This is a genomic window from Actinomadura scrupuli (genome assembly GCF_050971785.1).
Lineage (GTDB): Bacteria > Actinomycetota > Actinomycetes > Streptosporangiales > Streptosporangiaceae > Actinomadura_E > Actinomadura_E scrupuli.
The window spans coordinates 250999-269888 of record NZ_JBPCCU010000001.1; the positions used below are offsets into that span (position 1 = coordinate 250999).

Consider the following 18890-nt stretch of genomic DNA (forward strand, 5'->3'; position numbering starts at 1 on the left):
GCAGATGCCTCCAAAGAGTCGCGTCGGCGCCAAGAAGGTGCGCCGCAAAGAGAAGAAGAACGTCGCTCATGGGCACGCCCACATCAAGAGCACGTTCAACAACACGATCGTCACGATCTCGGACCCGTCCGGCGCCGTGATCGCGTGGGCCTCCGCCGGCCACGTGGGCTTCAAGGGCTCGCGCAAGTCGACGCCGTTCGCCGCCCAGATGGCGGCCGAGGCCGCCGCGCGCCGTGCCATGGAGCACGGCATGCGCAAGGTCGACGTCTTCGTGAAGGGCCCGGGTTCGGGTCGTGAGACCGCCATCCGATCGCTGCAGGCGACCGGGCTCGAGGTGGGCTCGATCCAGGACGTCACGCCGGTGCCGCACAACGGCTGCCGCCCACCGAAGCGCCGCAGGGTCTGAGAGGTAACGGAGATATGGCTCGATACACCGGCGCCGACTGCAAGCTGTGCCGTCGCGAGAAGATGAAGCTGTTCCTCAAGGGCAGCAAGTGCATGGGGCCGAAGTGCCCGATCGAGATCCGGCCCTACCCGCCGGGCGAGCACGGTCGTGGCCGTCCCAAGGAGACCGAGTACCTCCTCCAGCTGCGGGAGAAGCAGAAGACCCGCCGCATCTACGGAGTGCTCGAGAAGCAGTTCCGCAACTACTACGCCGAGGCCAGCCGCAAGCAGGGCAAGACCGGTGAGAACCTGCTCACCCTGCTCGAGCGCCGTCTCGACAACGTCGTGTACCGCGGCGGCTTCGCCAAGAGCCGTGACATGGCCCGGCAGCTGGTCCGCCACGGTCACATCACGGTCAACGGCCGGAAGGTCGACATCCCGTCCTTCCTCGTCAGCGAGTCCGACATCATCGGGGTCCGCAAGAAGTCCCTCGAGGACACCCCGTTCCAGGTGGCCGCGGCCGAGGTCGGCGACCGTCAGGTCCCGGCCTGGATCACGGTCGACGGCGACAAGATGAACATCCTGGTCCACTCGCTGCCGGTGCGGCAGCAGATCGACACCCTGGTCCAGGAGCAGCTGATCGTCGAGCTCTACTCCAAGTAGGGCTCTGCAGTCCCCGGGCGGTGGTCTCCCACCGTCCGGGGATCCGTGGATGGTGGCGTATCACCCGTTCTGGGTAGATATGGCACTGGAACTACTCGCGGTCGTCAAATAGCGGGCGCCGCGGAAAGTAAAGGAGCACAACCATGCTCATCGCACAGCGTCCGACCCTCGCCGAAGAGCAGGTCGACGAATTCCGGTCCCGGTTCACCATCGAGCCGCTGGAGCCGGGCTTCGGTTACACGATCGGCAACTCGCTGCGCCGGACCCTCCTCTCCTCGATCCCCGGTGCCGCGGTCACCAGCATCCGGGTCGAGGGCGTGCTGCACGAGTTCTCCACCGTTCCGGGGGTGAAGGAGGATCTCACCGACATCATCCTGAACCTCAAGGAGCTGGTGGTCTCCTCGGAGCACGACGAGCCCGTCGTGATGTACCTGCGCAAGCAGGGCCCCGGTGAGGTCACCGCGGCCGACATCGCGCCGCCGGCCGGTGTCGAGGTGCACAACCCGGACCTGCACATCGCCACGCTGAACAACAAGGCGAAGCTCGAGATGGAGCTCACCGTCGAGCGTGGCCGTGGCTATGTCTCGGCGGCGCAGAACAAGCAGGTCGGCCAGGAGATCGGGCGCATCCCGATCGACTCGATCTACTCCCCGGTCCTGAAGGTCACCTACAAGGTCGAGGCGACCCGAGTCGAGCAGCGCACCGACTTCGACCGGCTCATCGTGGACGTCGAGACCAAGCACTCGATGCTGCCGCGTGACGCGGTGGCCAGCGCCGGCAAGACGCTGGTCGAGCTGTTCGGGCTGGCCCGCGAGCTCAACGTCGAGGCCGAGGGCATCGACATGGGCCCGTCGCCGACCGACGCCGCCCTGGCGGCCGATCTGGCGCTGCCGATCGAGGAGCTCAACCTCACGGTCCGGTCGTACAACTGCCTCAAGCGCGAGGGCATCCACTCGGTGGGCGAGCTCGTGGCCCGCAGCGAGCAGGACCTTCTCGACATCAGGAACTTCGGCGCCAAGTCGATCGAAGAGGTCAAGCAGAAGCTCATCGACATGGGTCTGTCCCTCAAGGACTCCCCGCCCGGGTTCGACCCGAGCGCGGCGGCGGACAACTACGGCGACGACGACCAGAGCTACGCCGAGACCGAGCAGTACTGATACACCCCTCCGTGATCATGCAATCAATCGTCGAACGATTGCATGATCACGGAGGATTTCGTTGAGAGAGCGGCGGGGCCTCGTCCGGGGCTCCGCCGGACTGACGCTGGTACCTCGTACGGCCAGCGCAGAGAGGGAGAACCATGCCGAAGCCCACTAAGGGTCCCCGCCTCGGTGGAGGCCCCGCGCACGAAAAGCTGATCCTGTCGAACCTCGCCACTCAGCTGTTCGAGCACGGCCGCATCACCACCACCGAGGCCAAGGCCCGGCGGGTCCGCCCGCTGGCCGAGAAGCTGATCACCAAGGCCCGCCGGGGCGACCTCGCCGCCCGGCGTCAGGTTCTCCAGGTGGTCCGGGACAAGGGCGTCGTCCACACGCTGTTCGCTGAGATCGGCCCGCAGTTCGCGGACCGGCCCGGTGGCTACACCCGGATCACCAAGATCGGGCCGCGTAAGGGCGACAACGCTCCGATGGCCATCATCGAGCTGGTCCAGGAGCCGCTGTCCGGTCAGGTGACGACCCGTACGGCCGGCCAGACCCCGGTCACCGAGGAGCCGGCCGTCGAGGCCGGCACCGAGGACACCGCGTCGGAGGCCACCGAGGCCGACACCGCCGACACCAAGGCCGACACCAAGGCCGAGGCGGAGTCCGACGAGGCCGGCGAGGCCGAGAAGAAGTAGCGATCGGTGTGTGCGCGGGATGGTGACCACCGGTAGGTGATCACCGGGTGCCGGCCCGCGAGCCGGTCTCGTACGGTGAGGCCGGACGAACACGCGAGAGCCCGCCGTCCCGATACGGGACGGCGGGCTCGATCTTTGAAAGACTGCTCGCATGGCCGGTACTCAGGGGGTTGTCATTTTCGGGGGTGTGGTGCCGGAACGGGTCCAGGGCCGCGGGGAACGCGCAGGGGCGGTTCCCGGAGAACACGGACCGGCCGAGAGGCTGTCGAAGTGGAGAAACGAGCGCCCGCTGACATGACCGCGCTGGTAAGACTCCGGCTCGACATCAGCTATGACGGGTCGGATTTCGCAGGATGGGCTCGTCAGCCCGGCCAGAGGACCGTTCAAGCCACCATCGAAGACGCACTGGCGCGGGTGCTGCGCCTGGATCCGGCGCCGATGCTCACCGTGGCGGGCCGTACGGACGCCGGTGTGCACGCGCGTGGTCAGGTCGCCCACGTCGTGGTACCCGTCGCCGCCTACTCGGCCGTCAACGGCACCCTGCCGCGGCGGCTGGCGGGTCTGCTGCCGACCGACATCCGGGTCTGCCGGGTCGCGGTGGCCCCCGACGGTTTCGACGCCCGTTTCTCGGCGCTGTCCCGGCGCTACGTCTACCGGGTCTGCGATGACCCGGTGGGGGTCGAGCCGTTGCGCCGGCACGAGGTGCTCTGGCATCCCCGGCCCCTCAACCTGGACCGGATGAACGCCGCCGCGGCCCTGCTCGTCGGCGAGCACGACTTCGCCGCGTACTGCCGTAAGCGCGAGGGCGCCACCACGATCCGGCGGCTGCTGCGGTACGAGTGGACCAGGGTCGAGCCGAGACACGCGGTGGCGACCGTCGAGGCGGACGCCTTCTGCCACTCGATGGTGCGTGCCCTGGTGGGCGCGCTGCTCGTGGTCGGTGACGGGCGCCGGGACGTCACCTGGCCGGCCGACGTGCTGGCCGCCCGGGTGCGCGACTCGGCCGTCAACGTCGCGCCGGCCCTGGGGCTCTCGCTCGAGGAGATCCGTTACCCGGGCGACGAGGATCTGGCGCAGCGGGCCCAGGAGACCAGGCGCGTCCGCACGCTGTGACGGTGGCGCACTGCCCCCGGCTCACCGGCCGTGGTTCACGGCTCGTGGCTCACCGAGGGCTCCACGCGATGGATCGGCTGGGCGGCCCAGGGCGGTGAGCGGGGCGCGGCTCACCGCCATGGGCCGCGCTCACTGGGCGCGCTTGTTGATGGGCCGGACCGCGTAGCCGATGAACTGGCGGGACAGGGCCTTCAGCGCGGCGTCGTCCGGCTGCGGCTTGGTGCCGTCGGCGTACTGCGCGTACGCGTACACGATGTACCGGCCGCGCACGGTGCTCGCCGCCCAGCCACCGGCCTGGTCGATCTTCGTGGCCACCTTGCCCTGCAGGCCGCGGAACCATTCGTACCGGCTCGGGTCGCCCGCCTTGCTCACCGTCACGGCCGTCACCCGGGTCGGGAGCACGGCGATGCCGGTGGTCACGGCGTACTTCTTGGTGCTGTCGACGTAGGTGGCCCGGACGACGCTGCTGCAGCGGCCCTGCTGCAGCGCCTTGGCCATCGCGCCCCGGGCCGCCAGCGCACAGCGGTGGTTGACCGAGGTCCGGTCCTGGACGTACGTACGGCCGCCCAGCGCCAGCTTCGCCGAGGGGAACACCTCGGTGAGGGCGAGGGCCTTGGGATCGGTCTTCTCACTGTCGATGCTGGGCGCCTTCGGTCCCGGCTGCGCGGCGGGCGAGCGGGCGGGCGGGCTGCTGGGCGCCGCGCTGGGCGGCGGTGCCGTTGACGGCGCGGACTGGGCGACGGGCTTCTTGGCCGATGGCCCGGACATCGAGATCACCAGGAGGGCGACGGCCGCGATCAGGGCCATGCCCACCACGCCGCCGCCGACCAGCAGCAGCCGCTGCCGCCCGGCGGAGCCGGAACCCTTGGCCCCGGTGTCCCCGGCGCTCGCGGGTCCGCCGGGGGCGTCCGGCTCGGGGGGTGGCCAGGCCGGAGGCTGGTAGGCGGAGGCCAGGATGCCGGGCGGGGGACCCGAGGGGTCGTGCCCGGTGCCGAACGGCGGTGCCGCGACCGGGTGCGGTCCGGGCGAGGTCGTCGGCGACGTGAACGCCCCGCTCATCATGGGCCAGGGCGCGGGCGCCGGGGAGTCGGTGGACGGCTCCGCGACGGGCATGGTGACCGTCACCGGGCCGTGCCCGGCCAGGCTCTGGAAGGAGACTCCGGCCGGTTCGCCGTCCGCCTGCTGCGCCGCGCCGGGCTGTGCCTGCCCGGCGACGTTCCATGCCGCCGCGTCGGTCACGGTCTCCGCGGCACTCGCCCCGACGGCGCTCTGTGAGGCTTCCTCGGCGCCCTCTTCGGCGCCTTCCGGTGTCACGGACGCGTCCTGTTCGGAGCCGGTCCCGGAGCCCGCCTCCGAGCCGGTCTCCGAGCCGGTCCGGGACGGGTCGCTCTCGGACGGGTCACTCTGGGGTACGGATTCGGGATCGGCCTGGGAGCCGGTCTCGGCGCCGGCGTCCGGACCGTTCCCGGAACCCTCCGGGGGAGCCCAGAACGCCGCTGTGGCGAAGCCCTCCGGACGGGTGACGTCGGGGCGGTCCTGCGCGGTGGGTGCCGAGGCGGCGGAGCCGGCCGCGTCCGCCTCGGTCTCGTGGGCCGTTTCGTGGGCCTTGGCCTCGTCCGCCGGGGCCCCCTCCGCCCCTCCTGGCCGGAACCAGTTCACCCGGGGCCCGTCCACTCGGGTCCGTGCTGCTCCGGCCGCGTCTGCTCCGGCCACTGCTCCGGTCGTGTCCGTCACGGTGGCGTCCGGTGCGCCCATGACGGGCAGGCCGTCCGGTTTGGTGTCGGGGTGGCTGCGGCGCCGGTCCACGAGCGGCTCCGGCGGTACGGCCCGGCGGGTGTCCACGGTGGGCACCCCAGGGCCCGCGACGAGCGTTCCCGGCGTCGGTGGCACCACATAGGCCGTACGGCGTGCGGCGGCCTCATCGTCGTCCTGGGCCTCTTCCAGGCCCATCGTGCTCCCGTCGGCGGCCTCCGCGACGGGCTGGTCCGGGTCGCCCGCGCCGTCCGGGCGTCCGGTCGCGTCATGACCGGGCCCTGCGGACGGGAAGACGGGGTCGGGGTCCTCGGGGATCTCCGCCCACCACGGCGACTTCGGCCGCTCCAGGAGCGCCGGCGGGATGCCGGGGGACCCGGCCTCCACCACGGGCTCGTCCTCCGCCGGGCTCGCCGGGCCGTCCGGCTCAGCCGTCTCGGCAAAGGTCTCGGTAAAGGTCTCGGCGGGTGGTGCGGACGGTGGTGCGGACGGGCCGGGTGGTGGCGGGTAGGCGGCCGGGGACGAGACGGCACTGAAACCGCCGGGGACGGGCCCGAGATCCTGTCGCTGTGCGGGGTCGCCGGGGTGGTCCCAGAAAGGCGGGGTTTCGAGGCTCGCCGCTTCGTCTCCGGCCGTGGCGGGGGTTTGGACCGGGCCGGCGTGACCGAAGCTCGGCGGGGCCGGCGTCGGTGACTGCGGGGGCTGGGTGAACTGCGGGAAAGGCGCGGTCTCCGCGCTCTCCACGTGTTCCGCCCCAGGGGTCCCGTCGGGCTCGGAGCTCTCCATACGACCAGACATAGTCAAACAGGGTATGCGCTACGTCAGGTTCCGTACGGCTTGCCGGAAATTCCGCGGTACTGGAGGGCCGGCGACAGGTTGCTGCCGAGGATCACCTGCGAGACGAATGTCGAGACGGTGCCGCGTTGCCCGGCCGTCATCTCCTTGCCGTCCGGACGCTGGACCCAGCTGAGCAGGACGTAGTGCCCACGGGCTTCGGCGGTGCCCAGCGCACTGCCCTTGCCGATCTTCTTGGTGCTGCCGGTACCGGGCAGCGGCAGCAGCCAGGCGTCCTTGCCGGCGCCGGCCGCCTGGACCTTCTTGGCCGCGCTGTCGGTCCGCAGGTTGGCGACGCCGATGGAGCCGATCAGCTTGCCGTCCGTGGTGGAGAACGTGGCCCGCAGCATCTGGGTGCAGCCACCGGACTTCAGAGCGGCCGCGAACCTGGTGCCGTGCACGACCTTGGCGCAGTTACCGTCCTGGCGCTTGGCCGTCATGACGTATCTGCCGAACCGGCGGTGCTTGAAGACCTCCGCGAGCGTCAGGGGCTGTGGGTCGGTCGCGCGGTTCTTGAGCTTCGCGCCCAGCGGGCCGGTGGCGGCCGTCGGCTTGGCGGCCGGTGAGGTGGGCGCGGTCGGCGCACCGGTGCCCTGCGGGTTGGTGTCCCCTGACGGCGTGCCGCTCGCGGTCTTCTTGCCGGAGTCGCCACCGAGGACGCTGAAGACCATGAACCCGCCGGCGACGAGCACGATCGCGCCGACGATAGCCCCGATGATCAGTGGCATCTTGGACCGCTCGGGCGGCAGGGGGCCGCCCCGGTGCTGAGCCTGCCCGTCGTGACCGGAATCATACGAGCCGGGGGCGTCCTCGTACGGCCCGGCCGGCCCGTCGTAGGGCCCGGGGCCCGCGAAGGGGTCGCTCGCCGCTCCGGAGCCTCCCATCGGGTACGGAGTGGCGGCGAGACCGGAGAACCCACCGGAGGTCCCGTTGGCACCGGAGCCGCCGAAGGCGTACGGGTTGCTCGGCCTGCCGTCCGCGTCACCGGGTGAGTCGTACGGCGCGTAGGGCTCGTACGATCCCGGGCCCGGCTCGTAGGCGCCCGCGCGGGGCTGGAAGGAGTCCTGACCGGAGTCGTAGGAACCCGGTCCCGGCTCGTAGGAACCCGGCGCCGGTTCGTAGGCGCCCTGGCTCGGCTCGTACGAGCCCTGGCCCGGTTCGTAACCACCCTGGCCCGGCTCGTACGGACTCGTGGCCGGCTCGTACGATCCCGAGCTCGGCTCGTAGGCGCCCGGACGGGGCTCGTAGGCGCTCTGGCCCGGGTCGTAGGAGTCCCGGCCGGTGTAGGGACCGGGGCCCGGCTCGTACGGACCCGCACCCAGGACCAGGCCGGGGGGTGGTCCGTCGTCCCCCGCGGGGTCGGCCGACGGCGGCCCGTCCGGCGGGGGGCTGAAGGGACCCGGCCTGTAGCGAGAGGTCGGGGCGTCCTGGCCTGGATCGTACGGAGACGGGGACTGCGACGGCTGCTCAGGAGGCCAGCCGCCGGATTGGCTTTGATCACCCGGGTAACCCATATCAGGACCCTATCCTCGGGATTGCGTAGATCCGGACGTCGCCAAATCACTACGATTGCACGGAATGCACCCGGCGTCCGGGGATTCTCAAGGCCGGCGACGGGGGCCGGGGAAGATCGGTACGAGGCCGTCCCGGGCCCGAGCGGCCCGCGCATCCCGGCGGGTAAGGCATACTGGTCGTGGTAGAACGAGCGGTAGCACCAATAGATCAAGTGGTCTCTGACGACCCGCTTTGACCCGTGCCCCTTGGGCTGGGTATTCTGCCAGTTCGCTGTGTGCCGGTGCGCCTCGAGGTGACCGGCCGCTCCCGGGCCACGAGATCGGACCAGCTTCCGATCGGCGCGACCTGGATTCCGCAAAGTGTCCAAATGCTTGGCTCTGCCAAGACCAAGACAAGAAACGAAGGCCTACGACCGTGCGCACGTACACCCCTAAGCCCGCTGACGTGCAGCGTCAGTGGTACGTCATCGACGCGACCGATGTCGTGCTCGGTCGGCTCGCCAGCCAGGTCGCGACCGTGCTGCGGGGCAAGCACAAGCCGATCTACGCGCCGCATCTCGACACGGGTGACTTCGTCATCATCGTGAACGCCGACAAGGTGGCGCTGTCCGGTAAGAAGCGCGAGCAGAAGCGGGCCTACCGCCACTCGGGCTACCCCGGCGGCCTGCGCTCGATGGCCTACGGCGACCTGCTGGACAAGCACCCCGAGCGCGCGGTCGAGAAGGCCATCAAGGGCATGCTGCCCAAGAACACGCTCGGCCGCAAAATGTTCAGCAAGGTCAAGGTCTACGCCGGCCCCGACCACCCGCACCAGGCCCAGTCGCCCGTGCCCTTCGAGATCAAGCAGATCGCTCAGTAAGACCTTTTCAACACCCGTGGCCGCCAGGGCACCCGATCTCCGGGCCCGCCGCCTTGGCTAGAAGACCCTAGGAGAACCGTGGCTGAGACCACCGGCACCGAGACGCACGTGGACGGCGTCGAACCCGACTCGTTCGTCGAGGACGCCCCGTCGGAGTACACCAGCGAGACCCCGCAGGCAGCCGAAGAGGTCGCCGTACCGTCGATCGTGACCGGCGCCGCGGGTGCCACCGGCCGCCGCAAGCAGGCCATCGCACGGGTCCGCATCGTTCCCGGCTCCGGCCAGTGGACGATCAACGGCCGCTCGCTGGACAGCTACTTCCCCAACAAGGTGCACCAGCAGATCGTGAACGAGCCGTTCGTGACGCTGGGTGCCGAGGACCAGTTCGACGTCATCTGCCGCATCAGCGGTGGCGGCGTCACCGGACAGGCGGGTGCGCTGCGCATGGGCATCGCCCGTTCGCTGCAGCTGGTCGACCCGGAGAACCGCCCGGCCCTGAAGAAGGCCGGCTTCCTCACCCGTGACCCGCGGGCCAAGGAACGCAAGAAGGCCGGTCTCAAGAAGGCCCGTAAGGCTCCGCAGTACAGCAAGCGCTAGCCTCGGCACACGTATGGGCCGCCGCGAGTCCGCGGCGGCCCATACGTGTTTTCGGGCGACAGGGGTTCTCGGTGTCACCCCCGACCCGTACTCGGTGAACGGCCGGAAGCACGCGGCGCGGTGGCCCTCACGGGCGGCCGTCTCCGGCCCCGTCCGGAACACCGGCCCCGTCCCCTCGCACCCGCTCCGCCCCCCAGCGCCCGCCTTTCGGCCGCCCCCCGGCGTATCCAGAGCCGGCGCCTCCGTTCGAAGCAAGAGTGACTCGTCAGGAGTGAGTTATGGGCCGTCTCTTCGGAACCGATGGCGTGCGTGGAGTCGCCAACCGCGACCTCACCGCCCGGTTGGCGCTCGACCTCTCGGTGGCCGCGGCCAGGGTGCTCGGCGAGGTCGGGGCGTTCGAGGGCCATCGGCCGGTCGCGGTGGTCGGGCGCGACCCCCGGGCGTCGGGTGAGTTCCTGGAGGCGGCGGTGGTGGCCGGGCTGGCCGGCGCGGGCGTCGACGTGCTCCGGCTCGGCGTGCTGCCCACCCCCGCGGTGGCCTATCTCACCCACGCGCTGGACGCCGATCTCGGCGTCATGCTGTCGGCCTCCCACAACCCGGCCCCGGACAACGGCATCAAGTTCTTCGACCGCAGCGGCTACAAACTGGCCGACGAGATCGAGAACGCCATCGAGTCGCACCTCGGTGAATCCTGGCAGGGCCCGGTCGGCGCCGGGGTGGGCCGGGTGCGAGACGCGCACGGCGAGGCCGAGCGCTACGTGGAGCATGTGCTGGCGACGGTGCCCGGCTCCCTGGACGGCGTACGCGTCGTGCTCGACTGCGCGCACGGCGCGGCGTCCGTCGTCGGCCCGGAGGTCCTGCGGCGGGCCGGTGCCACCGTGATCGAGATCGGCACCGAGCCGGACGGGCTCAACATCAACGAGGGCTGCGGCTCGACCCACCTCGAGGCGCTGCAGGCCGCGGTGATCGAGCACGGGGCCGACGCGGGCATCGCCCACGACGGCGACGCCGACCGGTGCCTGGCCGTCACCGGTTCCGGTGAGGCCATCGACGGTGACCAGATCATGGCCATCCTCGCCCTCGAACTGCGGGAGGCCGGGCGGCTGCGGGACGACACGGTGGTCGCCACCGTGATGTCCAACCTCGGCTTCAAGCTGGCCATGCGGGAAGCGGGACTGACCGTGATCGAGACCGCGGTGGGCGACCGTTACGTGCTCGAGGCCATGAAGGAGGGCGGCTTCACCTTCGGCGGTGAGCAGTCCGGTCATGTAATCATGCTGGATCACGCGACCACCGGCGACGGCGTCCTCACCGGGCTGCACCTGCTCGCCGCGATGGTCCGCAGGGGGCGCCCGCTGGACGAGCTGGCCAAGATCATGACCCGGCTCCCGCAGGTGCTCATCAACGTACGCGGGGTCGACAAGGCCAAGGCCCAGACGTCGGTCGAGCTGATGACCGCGATCGCGTCCGCCGAGGCCGAGCTCGGCGCGACCGGCCGGGTGCTGATCCGGCCGAGCGGGACCGAGCCGATGGTCCGCGTCATGGTCGAGGCGGCCGTCGAGGAGCAGGCCCAGTCGGTCGCCGAGCGGCTCGCCCAGGTCGTCCGCGGCCTCTGACCGGCGGCCCCTGTGGCGGCCCCGGCGGCGTCGTGCCCGACGTGGTCCGGCGGCCGCCGGGGACCGGCCGTCAGCAGAGGGCCAGGAAGTCCTGCAGGGCGTCGTGGTCGGCGCTGGTCACCGAGAGCTTGTACTTGTCGGCGACTCCGATGAACTTGACCGCGTAGGTGCACTGGAAGCTCTTCTGCGGCTTCCATTCCGCCGGGCCCTTGTCGCTCTTCTGCTGGTTGGGCCTGCCCCACACGGCGAGCAGGTTGCCGGGATCGTTGGCGAACTGCTCGCGCTCGGTCTCGGGCCAGCTCTTCGCGCCGTCCCGCCAGGCGAGGGCCAGCGGATAGACGTGGTCGATCTGCACCTCGGAGGCGTCGGCCTTGACGAAGTGGATGGCCTTGCCGGTGTACGGGTCCTGTAGCTCGCCGCCGATCACCACGCACCGGCCGCGCTTCTTGATGCTCTTCAGGTCCCGGCTGAGGATGTCGTTGCGGGTGTCGCAGCCGTTGTGGTCGACGTCCTTCCAGGCCTGGCCGAACTTCGTGCGCGCGTACCCGCTCTGGCTGCCCTCCGGCGCGATCCGCAGCCCGCTGAGCTCCCGGCGGGCCTTGCTCACCTCGGCCTTCCCGGCCTGATGCTGCGATGCCGGCTTCTTCCCGGTCGGGCCGGGTGTCTCGCCGGCGCCCACGGTGGTGGGCTCGCAGCCCGCCACCCCCGAGCCCAGTACCAGCACGGCAGCCGCCGTCACCGCCGCACCGGCCACTCTGCGCTGCCTCATGCACGCCACCGTTCTGCCTTGTCCCGCGCGCAATGTCGGGGAGTCCATGTTTTTTGTTGGTAAATGCCCGCTATGCGGTTGGTAAACGCCGAACAGAGTACGAGCTGTTGCGGTCGTTACGATCGCCACCGGGCGCAATTGTGTGCGGACGAGCCGCTATGAGGCAGTTTGAAACCCTTTGCCCGTTAGTCGGCGGGGGCATCGTCCGAAAGAAGGGGTGGCGTGGAGTTGGTTGTCCCCCGTCAGGGTGACGACTGCGATGGGATGGTTCCACTAGGTTCGGGGCATGCCCATCATCACCACCCAGGGCCTCACCATGCGGTACGGCGGTCCGCGAGGTGTCGCCGCACTCGATGACCTCAACGTCGGTGTGGAACCAGGGGTCGTCGGCCTGGTCGGAGCCAACGGCGCCGGCAAGTCGACGCTCATCAAGATCCTGCTCGGCCTGCTTCCGCCGACCAGCGGTCAGGCGGCCGTGCTCGGCCTGGACATCGCCCACCAGGGCGCGCTGATCCGGGAGCGGGTCGGCTACATGCCCGAGTACGAATGCCTGCCGCCGGACGTGTCGGCCACCGAGTTCGTCGTGCACATGGCGCGGATCTCGGGCCTGCCGGCCACCGCCGCCCGTGAACGCGCCGCCGACACGCTGCGGCACGTCGGGCTGTACGAGGAGCGCTACCGGCCGATCGGGGGTTACTCGACCGGGATGCGGCAGCGCGTCAAGCTCGCCCAGGCGCTGGTGCACGACCCCCAACTGATCTTCCTGGACGAGCCGACGAACGGCCTCGACCCGGCCGGCCGGGACGAGATGCTCGCGCTGATCCGCCGGATCGGCGCCGACTTCGGGATCAGCGTCCTGGTCACCTCCCACCTGCTGGGCGAGCTCGAACGCATCTGCGACCACGTGGTGATCATCGACGGCGGGCGGCTGCTCCGCTCACAGGCGGTGGCCGCGTTCACCGAGGTCAGCGGAGTGCTGCTGGTGGAGGTCGAGGAGGGCCTGGACGCCCTGGGACGGCGGCTGGCCGAAGGCGGGCTGGCGGTCCGCCCGGACGGCCGGTTCCTGCTCATCGACATCGACGGTGAGAAGACCTACGACCTGATCCGTGACGGCGTCGCCGACCTCGGGCTCCGCCTCATCCGGCTGGAGCAGCGCCGCCACCACATCGAAGAGGTCTTCACCACCCCCGCCCCACCCCCGGTCCCCACCGGGGCCACGCCGAGCGGGGCGGCGACATGAGCGCGAGCGGCCGCGAAGCGAGGCAAGAAGCATGAGCACGGCGATTCATGACATCGGTTACCGGCATTACGACGGGCCCCGGCTGGGCAGGGCGTACGTCCTGAGGTCGCTGTTCGTCCACAATCTGCGCGCGGCCTACGGACTGGGCCGGCCCGCCAAGGCGAAGGTGATGCCGTTCCTGCTGTGCGCGTTCATGCTGGTCCCGGCGGCGGGCAGCATCGCGGTGGTGGCACTCACCAAGCGGCCCGATCTGCTCATCAGCTACTCCAAGTACGCGGTGTTCCTCCAGGTCCTCATCGCCATCTTCCTGGCCAGCCAGGCGCCGGTGCTGGCGGCCCGCGAGCTGCGCTCCCACGTCGTACCGCTGTACTTCTCCCGGCCGGTGGGACGGCTGGACTTCGTGGTGGCGAAGTACACGGCGCTCACGACCGCGCTGTTCCTGCTCATGGCCGCACCGGTGACGCTGCTGTACGTCGGCGCGCTGGTGACCCGGGACCAGAAGCCGGACCCCGCGGCGCCGGGCGGCCCGGTGGACGGTGGCGGGCAGCAGGGGCCCAGCATCGGTGAGCACACGCTGCACTTCCTCGGCGGCCTCACCGGGTGCGTGGTGTTCGCGCTGGTGCTGGCGGGCATCGGCCTGGTCGTGGCGGCCTTCACACCGCGGCGCGGGTTCGGGGTGGCCGCCGTGATGGCGGTGTACATGGTGACCAGCGCGACGGTCCTCATCGTCCAGGGCATCGCGGAGGCCACCGGCAACTACGGCCTCGCGGGGTGGATGGGGTTGTTCACCCCGTTCAACCTCGTCGACATCGTGCAGGTGAAACTGCTCGGCGCGGAGCGGGCGGCCCCGTTCGTGCCCTCGTCGTGGCTCGGCGGCCCGGTGGCGGCGCTGATCTGCGTCGCCCTCATCGCGGGCTCGATCACGATCCTGTCCGCTCGCTTCCAGAAGGCGGGCACCTCATGAGACGCGCGGGCCTCGAGCCGCGGCGGTACGAACAGCGGGTGGAGTCGTGAAGCTCGAACTTCAGCAGGTGTCACGCTGGTACGGCAACGTGGTGGCGGTCAACGGCATCTCCATGACGATCGGCCCCGGGGTGACCGGCCTGCTCGGCCCCAACGGTGCCGGAAAGTCGACGCTCATCCACATGATGGGCGGCTTCCTGCCCGCCTCCTCGGGTTCGGTCACCCTGGAGGGCACCCGGATCTGGAAGAACCCCGAGGTCTACCGGCGGATGGGCCTGGTGCCCGAGCGCGAGGCGGCGTACGACTTCCTGACCGGCGGCCAGTTCGTCCTGGCCATGGCCAAGCTGCACAAGCTGCCCCAGCCGGGTGCCGCGGCGCAGCGTGCGATCGGCCTGGTCGAGATGGACTACGCCAAGGACCGGGCGATCGGCACGTACTCCAAGGGCATGAAGCAGCGGATCAAGATGGCCTCGGCGCTGGTGCACGACCCGCCGGTGCTGCTGCTCGACGAGCCGTTCAACGGAATGGACCCCCGGCAGCGGTTGCAGCTGATGGACCTGATCCGGGGCATGGCGGCGGAGGGCAGGACCATCCTGTTCAGCTCGCACATCCTCGAAGAGGTGGAGCGGCTGGCCGGGCACATCGAGGTCGTCGTGGCCGGCCGGCACGCGGCCTCCGGCGACTTCCGGGAGATCCGGCGGCTGATGACCGACCGCCCGCACGTGTTCGTCGTGCGGTCCGGAGACGACCGGAGGCTGGCCGCCGCGATCATCGCCGACGGGTCCGCGCGGAGCGTGCAGCTCACCGACGGCGGCCTCCAGGTCGAGGCGGTGGACTTCCGGCGCTTCACCTGGCTGCTGCCGCAGGTGGCGCGGGACGCGGGCGTACGGCTGTGGGAGGTCTCCCCGTCCGACGAGTCGCTGGAGAGCGTCTTCTCCTACCTGGTGGGCACATGAACACGGCTGCGTCCACGAACACTTCCGGGCGGACGGCGGGGCGCCCGGGTACGGCAACCGGCGAGCCTGGAGCGAGCCTGGGCGAGCGGGAGCGAGTGCAATGAACACCACGATCGCGTACATCACCCTCCGGGCCATGCTCGGGCGAAGGCGCGCGCTGCTGTTGTTCGCGCTGCCGGCCATCCTGTTGCTGCTCGCGGTGATCCTGCGGTTCACCGGCAACAACGACCTGGAGATCTCGACGGGCGTCCTGGAGAAGTTCGCCCTCGGCACGCTGCTGCCCCTGCTCGGGCTGATCGCGGGCACCGGGGTGATCGGCCCCGAGATCGACGACGGCCAGATCATGTACGTGCTGACCAAGCCGGTGCCCCGGCAGGTCATCGTGCTGACCAAGCTGGCCGTCGCGATCCTGCTCATGGTGCTCTTCGGCGTGCTGCCCACGCTGGTGGCCGGGGCGATCCTGACCGGCTTCACCGCGCAGCTCGCGCTGGCGTTCGCCATCGGCACGCTGGTCGGCGGGGTGGCCTACTGCGCGGTGTTCGTGGCGCTTGCGGTCGCCAGCCGGTTCGCCGTCGTGATCGGCCTGCTGTACGTCCTGGTGTGGGAGGTCCTGATCGGCAACTTCGCGCCGGGGGCCAAGTCGCTGTCGGTCCAGCAGTGGGCGCTGTCGGTCACCGACGCGCTGACCTCCGCCGTGGCGGTGAGGTCGGACGTGTCGCTGGGGGTCGCGGTGGTGCTGCTCTCGATCGTCGCCGGCGGCGGCACCCTGGCGGCCGTCGCGCGGCTGCGTTCCCTGGCCGTCACCGGCGCCGACTGACGCCCGGCTCCGGCCCGGCCCGGGTCTCGACCTGGGCCGGGGTCGGGGCCGGGTCCCGGCGCCGGGCCCGGGTCAGATGCGGCGGAGGCGGACGCGCTGGACGTCGTGCTCCTCGCCCTTGCGGAGGACCAGCGTCGCCCGGGCGCGGGTCGGCAGGATGTTGTCGACCAGGTTGACCTCGTTGATGTCCCGCCAGATGTCGCGGGCGAACGCGGCGGTCTGCTCCCGGTCGAACCGCGTGGCGAACTCGTGGAAGTACGACTGCGGGTCGGTGAACGCGGTCTCGCGCAGCGCGAGCAACCGGTCCACGAACCACTGCCGGATGTGCTCCACCTGGGCGTCGACGTAGATCGAGAAGTCGAAGAAGTCGGAGACCGCCAGCGATCCCGGCGGTGGGACCTGGAGCACGTTGAGCCCTTCGACGATCAGGATGTCGGGGCGGTCCACGACCTGACGGGCCTCCGGCACGATGTCGTACGACAGATGCGAGTAGACGGGCACCGACAGCTCCTCGGCGCAGGCCTTGACCGCGGCCACGAACCGCACGAGCGCGCGGCGGTCGTAGGACTCCGGGAAGCCCTTGCGGTCCATCAGCCCGCGCTCGGTGAGCACCCGGTTGGGGTACAGGAAGCTGTCGGTGGTCACCAACTGGACGGTCGGATGCTCCGGCCACCGGGCCAGCAGCGCGCGCAGCAACCGGGAGATCGTCGACTTGCCGACCGCGACGCTGCCCGCCACGCCGATGACGAACGGCGTGGGCCGCACCGGCCCGCCCAGGAAGGAGCTCACGGTGCCGCGCAGCCGGTCGTCGGAGGTGGCGAAGAGGTTGAGCAGCCGGGACAGCGGCAGGTAGACCTCCTCGACCTCGCCGAGATCGATCGGCTCGTGCAGGCCGCGCAGCGCGTCGAGCTCCTCCGCGCCGAGCGGCAGCGGGGTGTTCGCGCGCAGCGCCCGCCAGGCCTCGCGGTCGAGCTCCACGTAGGGGCTCGGCGCGCCTTCCCAGCCAGTGGTCATGGTCACGACCTTAAATGGTTGATCAGTGCCTTTGGCATTGGGTGGAGTTCTGACGGCTAACCTGTCGCCCATGTGCGGAATCGTGGGTTACATCGGGTCGCAGTCGGCCCTCAAGGTCGTGACCGAGGGCCTCGCGCGGTTGGAGTACCGGGGGTACGACTCCGCCGGGGTGGCCGTGCTGGCCGATGACAAGCTCAGGACGGTCAGACGGGCGGGCAAGCTCGTCAACCTGCGCAACGCGCTGGCCGAGCAGTCGCCTCCCGAGGGGACGCTGGGCCTCGGGCACACCCGGTGGGCCACGCACGGGGCGCCCAACGACCGCAACGCCCACCCGCACACGGACTGCACCGGCGCGGTCGCGGTCGTGCACAACGGGATCATCGAGAACTTCGCCGCCCTGCGGAAGGGGCTCGAGCGGCGCGGCCACGAGCTGACCTCCGACACCGACACCGAGGTCGTCGCGCATCTCATCGAGGACGAGCTGGCGGCCGGGGACGAGCCGGCCGGCGGGCTCGGCGAGGCGATGCGGCGGGTCTGCCGCCGGCTGGAGGGCGCGTTCACCCTGGTCGCCGTGCACGCGGCGGACCCGGAGGTGGTGGTCGGCGCGCGCCGCAACTCCCCGCTGGTCGTGGGGCGGGGCGAGGGGGAGAACTTCCTCGCCAGCGACGTGTCGGCCTTCATCGAGCACACCCGGGACGCGATCGAGCTGGGGCAGGACCAGGTGGTCGAGCTGCGCCGGGACGGGGTGACGATCACCGGTTTCGACGGCCGGCCGGCCGAGGTGAAGGAGTACCACGTCGACTGGGACGTGTCCGCCGCCGAGAAGGGCGGCTACGACTACTTCATGCTCAAGGAGATCGCGGAGCAGCCGCAGGCGGTGGCCGACACCCTGCTGGGCCGGGTCGGCACGGACGGCCGGCTCATCCTGGACGAGATGCGCATCTCCGGGGAGGAGCTGCGCGACGTAGACAAGATCATCATCGTGGCCTGCGGGACGGCCTACCACGCGGGGCTGATCGCCAAGTACGCCATCGAGCACTGGGCCCAGCTGCCCTGCGAGGTGGAGCTGGCCAGCGAGTTCCGCTACCGGGACCCGGTGCTCACCCGCACCACGCTGGTCATCGCCATCTCGCAGTCCGGCGAGACGATGGACACCCTGATGGCCGTACGGCACGCCCGCGAACAGCGCGCCCGGGTGCTGGGCATCTGCAACGTCAACGGCTCGACGATCCCGCGGGAGTGCGACGGGGTGCTCTACACCCACGCCGGCCCGGAGATCGCGGTGGCCTCCACCAAGGCGTTCCTCACCCAGCTGGTGGCGGTCTACCTCGTCGCGCTGTACCTCGCGCAGGTCCGCGGCACCAAGTGGGGCGACGAGGTCTTCGCCGTCATCCAGTTGCTCAACGGCATGCCGGAGAAGGTGGAGAAGGTCCTGGAGACCATGGAGCCGGTGCGCGCGCTGGCGCGCTCGCTGGCCGGCGAGCGGTGCGTGCTCTTCCTCGGCCGCCATGTGGGCTTCCCGGTCGCCCTGGAGGGGGCGCTCAAGCTCAAGGAACTCGCCTACATGCACGCCGAGGGGTTCGCCGCCGGTGAGCTCAAGCACGGCCCGATCGCGCTCATCGACGAGGGACTGCCGGTCGTCGTGGTGGTGCCGCCGCGCGCCCGCGACGTACTGCACGACAAGATCGTCTCCAACATCCAGGAGATCCGGGCCCGCGGCGCCCGCACCATCGTGATCGCCGAGGACGGCGACGAGTCGGTCGTGCCGTACGCCGACACGCTGTTGCGGGTGCCCGCCGTGCCGACCCTGCTGCAGCCCCTGGTCGCCACCGTGCCGCTCCAGGTGTTCGCCTGCGAGCTGGCCGCCGCCAAGGGGCATGACGTGGACCAGCCGCGCAACCTCGCCAAGTCCGTGACCGTGGAGTGAGGCCGGGGCGGCCTCGCCGGCTCCCCGCGGACCGG

The 18890-nt window shown here is 70.6% G+C and carries 17 protein-coding genes; 13 read left to right on the forward strand and 4 right to left on the reverse strand.

The window, feature by feature from the left end; genetic code table 11:
• Window positions 1-4 precede the first annotated feature (4 nt).
• The 5 genes from rpsK to truA all read left to right on the forward strand — a co-directional run bounded on the left by rpsK (window position 5) and on the right by truA (window position 3997).
• On the forward strand, window positions 5-406 hold the full coding sequence (gene rpsK, locus ACRYCC_RS01280) for a 30S ribosomal protein S11 (protein WP_433807757.1): 402 nt from the start codon (window positions 5-7) through the stop codon (window positions 404-406).
• Window positions 407-420: 14 nt separating this feature from the next.
• Window positions 421-1047 carry a 30S ribosomal protein S4 gene (gene rpsD / locus ACRYCC_RS01285; protein WP_433807759.1) on the forward strand — a complete coding sequence of 209 codons (627 nt, stop codon included), beginning with the start codon at window positions 421-423 and terminating at the stop codon, window positions 1045-1047.
• Between the two features lie 143 nt (window positions 1048-1190).
• Entirely contained in the window at window positions 1191-2204 is a 1014-nt protein-coding gene (locus ACRYCC_RS01290) for a DNA-directed RNA polymerase subunit alpha (protein WP_433807761.1), read from the forward strand.
• A 143-nt stretch (window positions 2205-2347) separates the two neighbouring features.
• Entirely contained in the window at window positions 2348-2884 is a 537-nt protein-coding gene (rplQ, locus tag ACRYCC_RS01295; protein WP_433807763.1) for a 50S ribosomal protein L17, read from the forward strand.
• A gap of 294 nt (window positions 2885-3178) precedes the next feature.
• Window positions 3179-3997 (forward strand): tRNA pseudouridine(38-40) synthase TruA, encoded by an 819-nt coding sequence (truA, locus tag ACRYCC_RS01300; protein WP_433807765.1) that lies wholly within the window; start codon window positions 3179-3181, stop codon window positions 3995-3997.
• Window positions 3998-4126: 129 nt separating this feature from the next.
• On the opposite strand, the gene ACRYCC_RS01305 is transcribed toward truA, so the two are convergent.
• Complete coding sequence (locus ACRYCC_RS01305; protein WP_433807767.1) at window positions 4127-6547, reverse strand: hypothetical protein; 2421 nt, start codon at window positions 6545-6547, stop codon at window positions 4127-4129.
• Window positions 6548-6570: 23 nt separating this feature from the next.
• Window positions 6571-8097 carry a hypothetical protein gene (locus tag ACRYCC_RS01310; RefSeq protein WP_433807769.1) on the reverse strand — a complete coding sequence of 509 codons (1527 nt, stop codon included), beginning with the start codon at window positions 8095-8097 and terminating at the stop codon, window positions 6571-6573.
• Window positions 8098-8512: 415 nt separating this feature from the next.
• On the opposite strand from ACRYCC_RS01310, the gene rplM reads away from it, so the two are divergent.
• The 3 genes from rplM to glmM all read left to right on the forward strand — a co-directional run bounded on the left by rplM (window position 8513) and on the right by glmM (window position 11169).
• Complete coding sequence (gene rplM, locus ACRYCC_RS01315) at window positions 8513-8956, forward strand: 50S ribosomal protein L13 (protein ID WP_433807771.1); 444 nt, start codon at window positions 8513-8515, stop codon at window positions 8954-8956.
• A gap of 78 nt (window positions 8957-9034) precedes the next feature.
• Window positions 9035-9553: a 30S ribosomal protein S9 gene (gene rpsI, locus ACRYCC_RS01320; protein WP_433807773.1), complete on the forward strand. Its 519-nt coding sequence runs from the start codon at window positions 9035-9037 to the stop codon at window positions 9551-9553.
• 278 nt (window positions 9554-9831) lie between these two features.
• Window positions 9832-11169 (forward strand): phosphoglucosamine mutase, encoded by a 1338-nt coding sequence (gene glmM, locus ACRYCC_RS01325; protein ID WP_433807775.1) that lies wholly within the window; start codon window positions 9832-9834, stop codon window positions 11167-11169.
• A gap of 70 nt (window positions 11170-11239) precedes the next feature.
• On the opposite strand, the gene ACRYCC_RS01330 is transcribed toward glmM, so the two are convergent.
• A complete protein-coding gene (locus tag ACRYCC_RS01330) occupies window positions 11240-11938 on the reverse strand; it encodes an HNH endonuclease family protein (protein ID WP_433807777.1) in 699 nt (232 codons plus the stop codon).
• Window positions 11939-12224: 286 nt separating this feature from the next.
• Between ACRYCC_RS01330 and ACRYCC_RS01335 the strand changes: the two genes are divergently transcribed.
• The 4 genes from ACRYCC_RS01335 to ACRYCC_RS01350 all read left to right on the forward strand — a co-directional run bounded on the left by ACRYCC_RS01335 (window position 12225) and on the right by ACRYCC_RS01350 (window position 15914).
• A complete protein-coding gene (locus ACRYCC_RS01335) occupies window positions 12225-13178 on the forward strand; it encodes an ABC transporter ATP-binding protein (RefSeq protein WP_433807779.1) in 954 nt (317 codons plus the stop codon).
• Between the two features lie 31 nt (window positions 13179-13209).
• Window positions 13210-14142 carry an ABC transporter permease gene (locus tag ACRYCC_RS01340; RefSeq protein WP_433807781.1) on the forward strand — a complete coding sequence of 311 codons (933 nt, stop codon included), beginning with the start codon at window positions 13210-13212 and terminating at the stop codon, window positions 14140-14142.
• Between the two features lie 46 nt (window positions 14143-14188).
• A complete protein-coding gene (locus ACRYCC_RS01345) occupies window positions 14189-15097 on the forward strand; it encodes an ABC transporter ATP-binding protein (RefSeq protein ID WP_433807783.1) in 909 nt (302 codons plus the stop codon).
• A gap of 100 nt (window positions 15098-15197) precedes the next feature.
• Entirely contained in the window at window positions 15198-15914 is a 717-nt protein-coding gene (locus tag ACRYCC_RS01350; RefSeq protein ID WP_433807785.1) for an ABC transporter permease, read from the forward strand.
• A gap of 72 nt (window positions 15915-15986) precedes the next feature.
• Here ACRYCC_RS01350 and coaA read toward each other — a convergent pair whose 3' ends face one another.
• Window positions 15987-16928 carry a type I pantothenate kinase gene (coaA, locus tag ACRYCC_RS01355; protein ID WP_433807787.1) on the reverse strand — a complete coding sequence of 314 codons (942 nt, stop codon included), beginning with the start codon at window positions 16926-16928 and terminating at the stop codon, window positions 15987-15989.
• A 70-nt stretch (window positions 16929-16998) separates the two neighbouring features.
• Between coaA and glmS the strand changes: the two genes are divergently transcribed.
• Window positions 16999-18855 carry a glutamine--fructose-6-phosphate transaminase (isomerizing) gene (glmS, locus tag ACRYCC_RS01360; protein ID WP_433807789.1) on the forward strand — a complete coding sequence of 619 codons (1857 nt, stop codon included), beginning with the start codon at window positions 16999-17001 and terminating at the stop codon, window positions 18853-18855.
• The last annotated feature ends 35 nt before the right edge of the window (window positions 18856-18890 follow it).

Bases quoted from the DNA above. Each gene is read 5' to 3' on its own strand.
- rpsK (WP_433807757.1), top strand. From the start codon at position 5: ATGCCTCCAAAGAGTCGCGTCGGCGCCAAGAAGGTGCGCCGCAAAGAG.
- rpsD (WP_433807759.1), top strand. From the start codon at position 421: ATGGCTCGATACACCGGCGCCGACTGCAAGCTGTGCCGTCGCGAGAAG.
- ACRYCC_RS01290 (WP_433807761.1), top strand. From the start codon at position 1,191: ATGCTCATCGCACAGCGTCCGACCCTCGCCGAAGAGCAGGTCGACGAA.
- rplQ (WP_433807763.1), top strand. From the start codon at position 2,348: ATGCCGAAGCCCACTAAGGGTCCCCGCCTCGGTGGAGGCCCCGCGCAC.
- truA (WP_433807765.1), top strand. From the start codon at position 3,179: ATGACCGCGCTGGTAAGACTCCGGCTCGACATCAGCTATGACGGGTCG.
- ACRYCC_RS01305 (WP_433807767.1), bottom strand. From the start codon at position 6,547: ATGTCTGGTCGTATGGAGAGCTCCGAGCCCGACGGGACCCCTGGGGCG.
- ACRYCC_RS01310 (WP_433807769.1), bottom strand. From the start codon at position 8,097: ATGGGTTACCCGGGTGATCAAAGCCAATCCGGCGGCTGGCCTCCTGAG.
- glmM (WP_433807775.1), top strand. From the start codon at position 9,832: ATGGGCCGTCTCTTCGGAACCGATGGCGTGCGTGGAGTCGCCAACCGC.
- ACRYCC_RS01330 (WP_433807777.1), bottom strand. From the start codon at position 11,938: ATGAGGCAGCGCAGAGTGGCCGGTGCGGCGGTGACGGCGGCTGCCGTG.
- ACRYCC_RS01335 (WP_433807779.1), top strand. From the start codon at position 12,225: ATGCCCATCATCACCACCCAGGGCCTCACCATGCGGTACGGCGGTCCG.
- ACRYCC_RS01340 (WP_433807781.1), top strand. From the start codon at position 13,210: ATGAGCACGGCGATTCATGACATCGGTTACCGGCATTACGACGGGCCC.
- ACRYCC_RS01350 (WP_433807785.1), top strand. From the start codon at position 15,198: ATGAACACCACGATCGCGTACATCACCCTCCGGGCCATGCTCGGGCGA.
- coaA (WP_433807787.1), bottom strand. From the start codon at position 16,928: ATGACCACTGGCTGGGAAGGCGCGCCGAGCCCCTACGTGGAGCTCGAC.
- glmS (WP_433807789.1), top strand. From the start codon at position 16,999: ATGTGCGGAATCGTGGGTTACATCGGGTCGCAGTCGGCCCTCAAGGTC.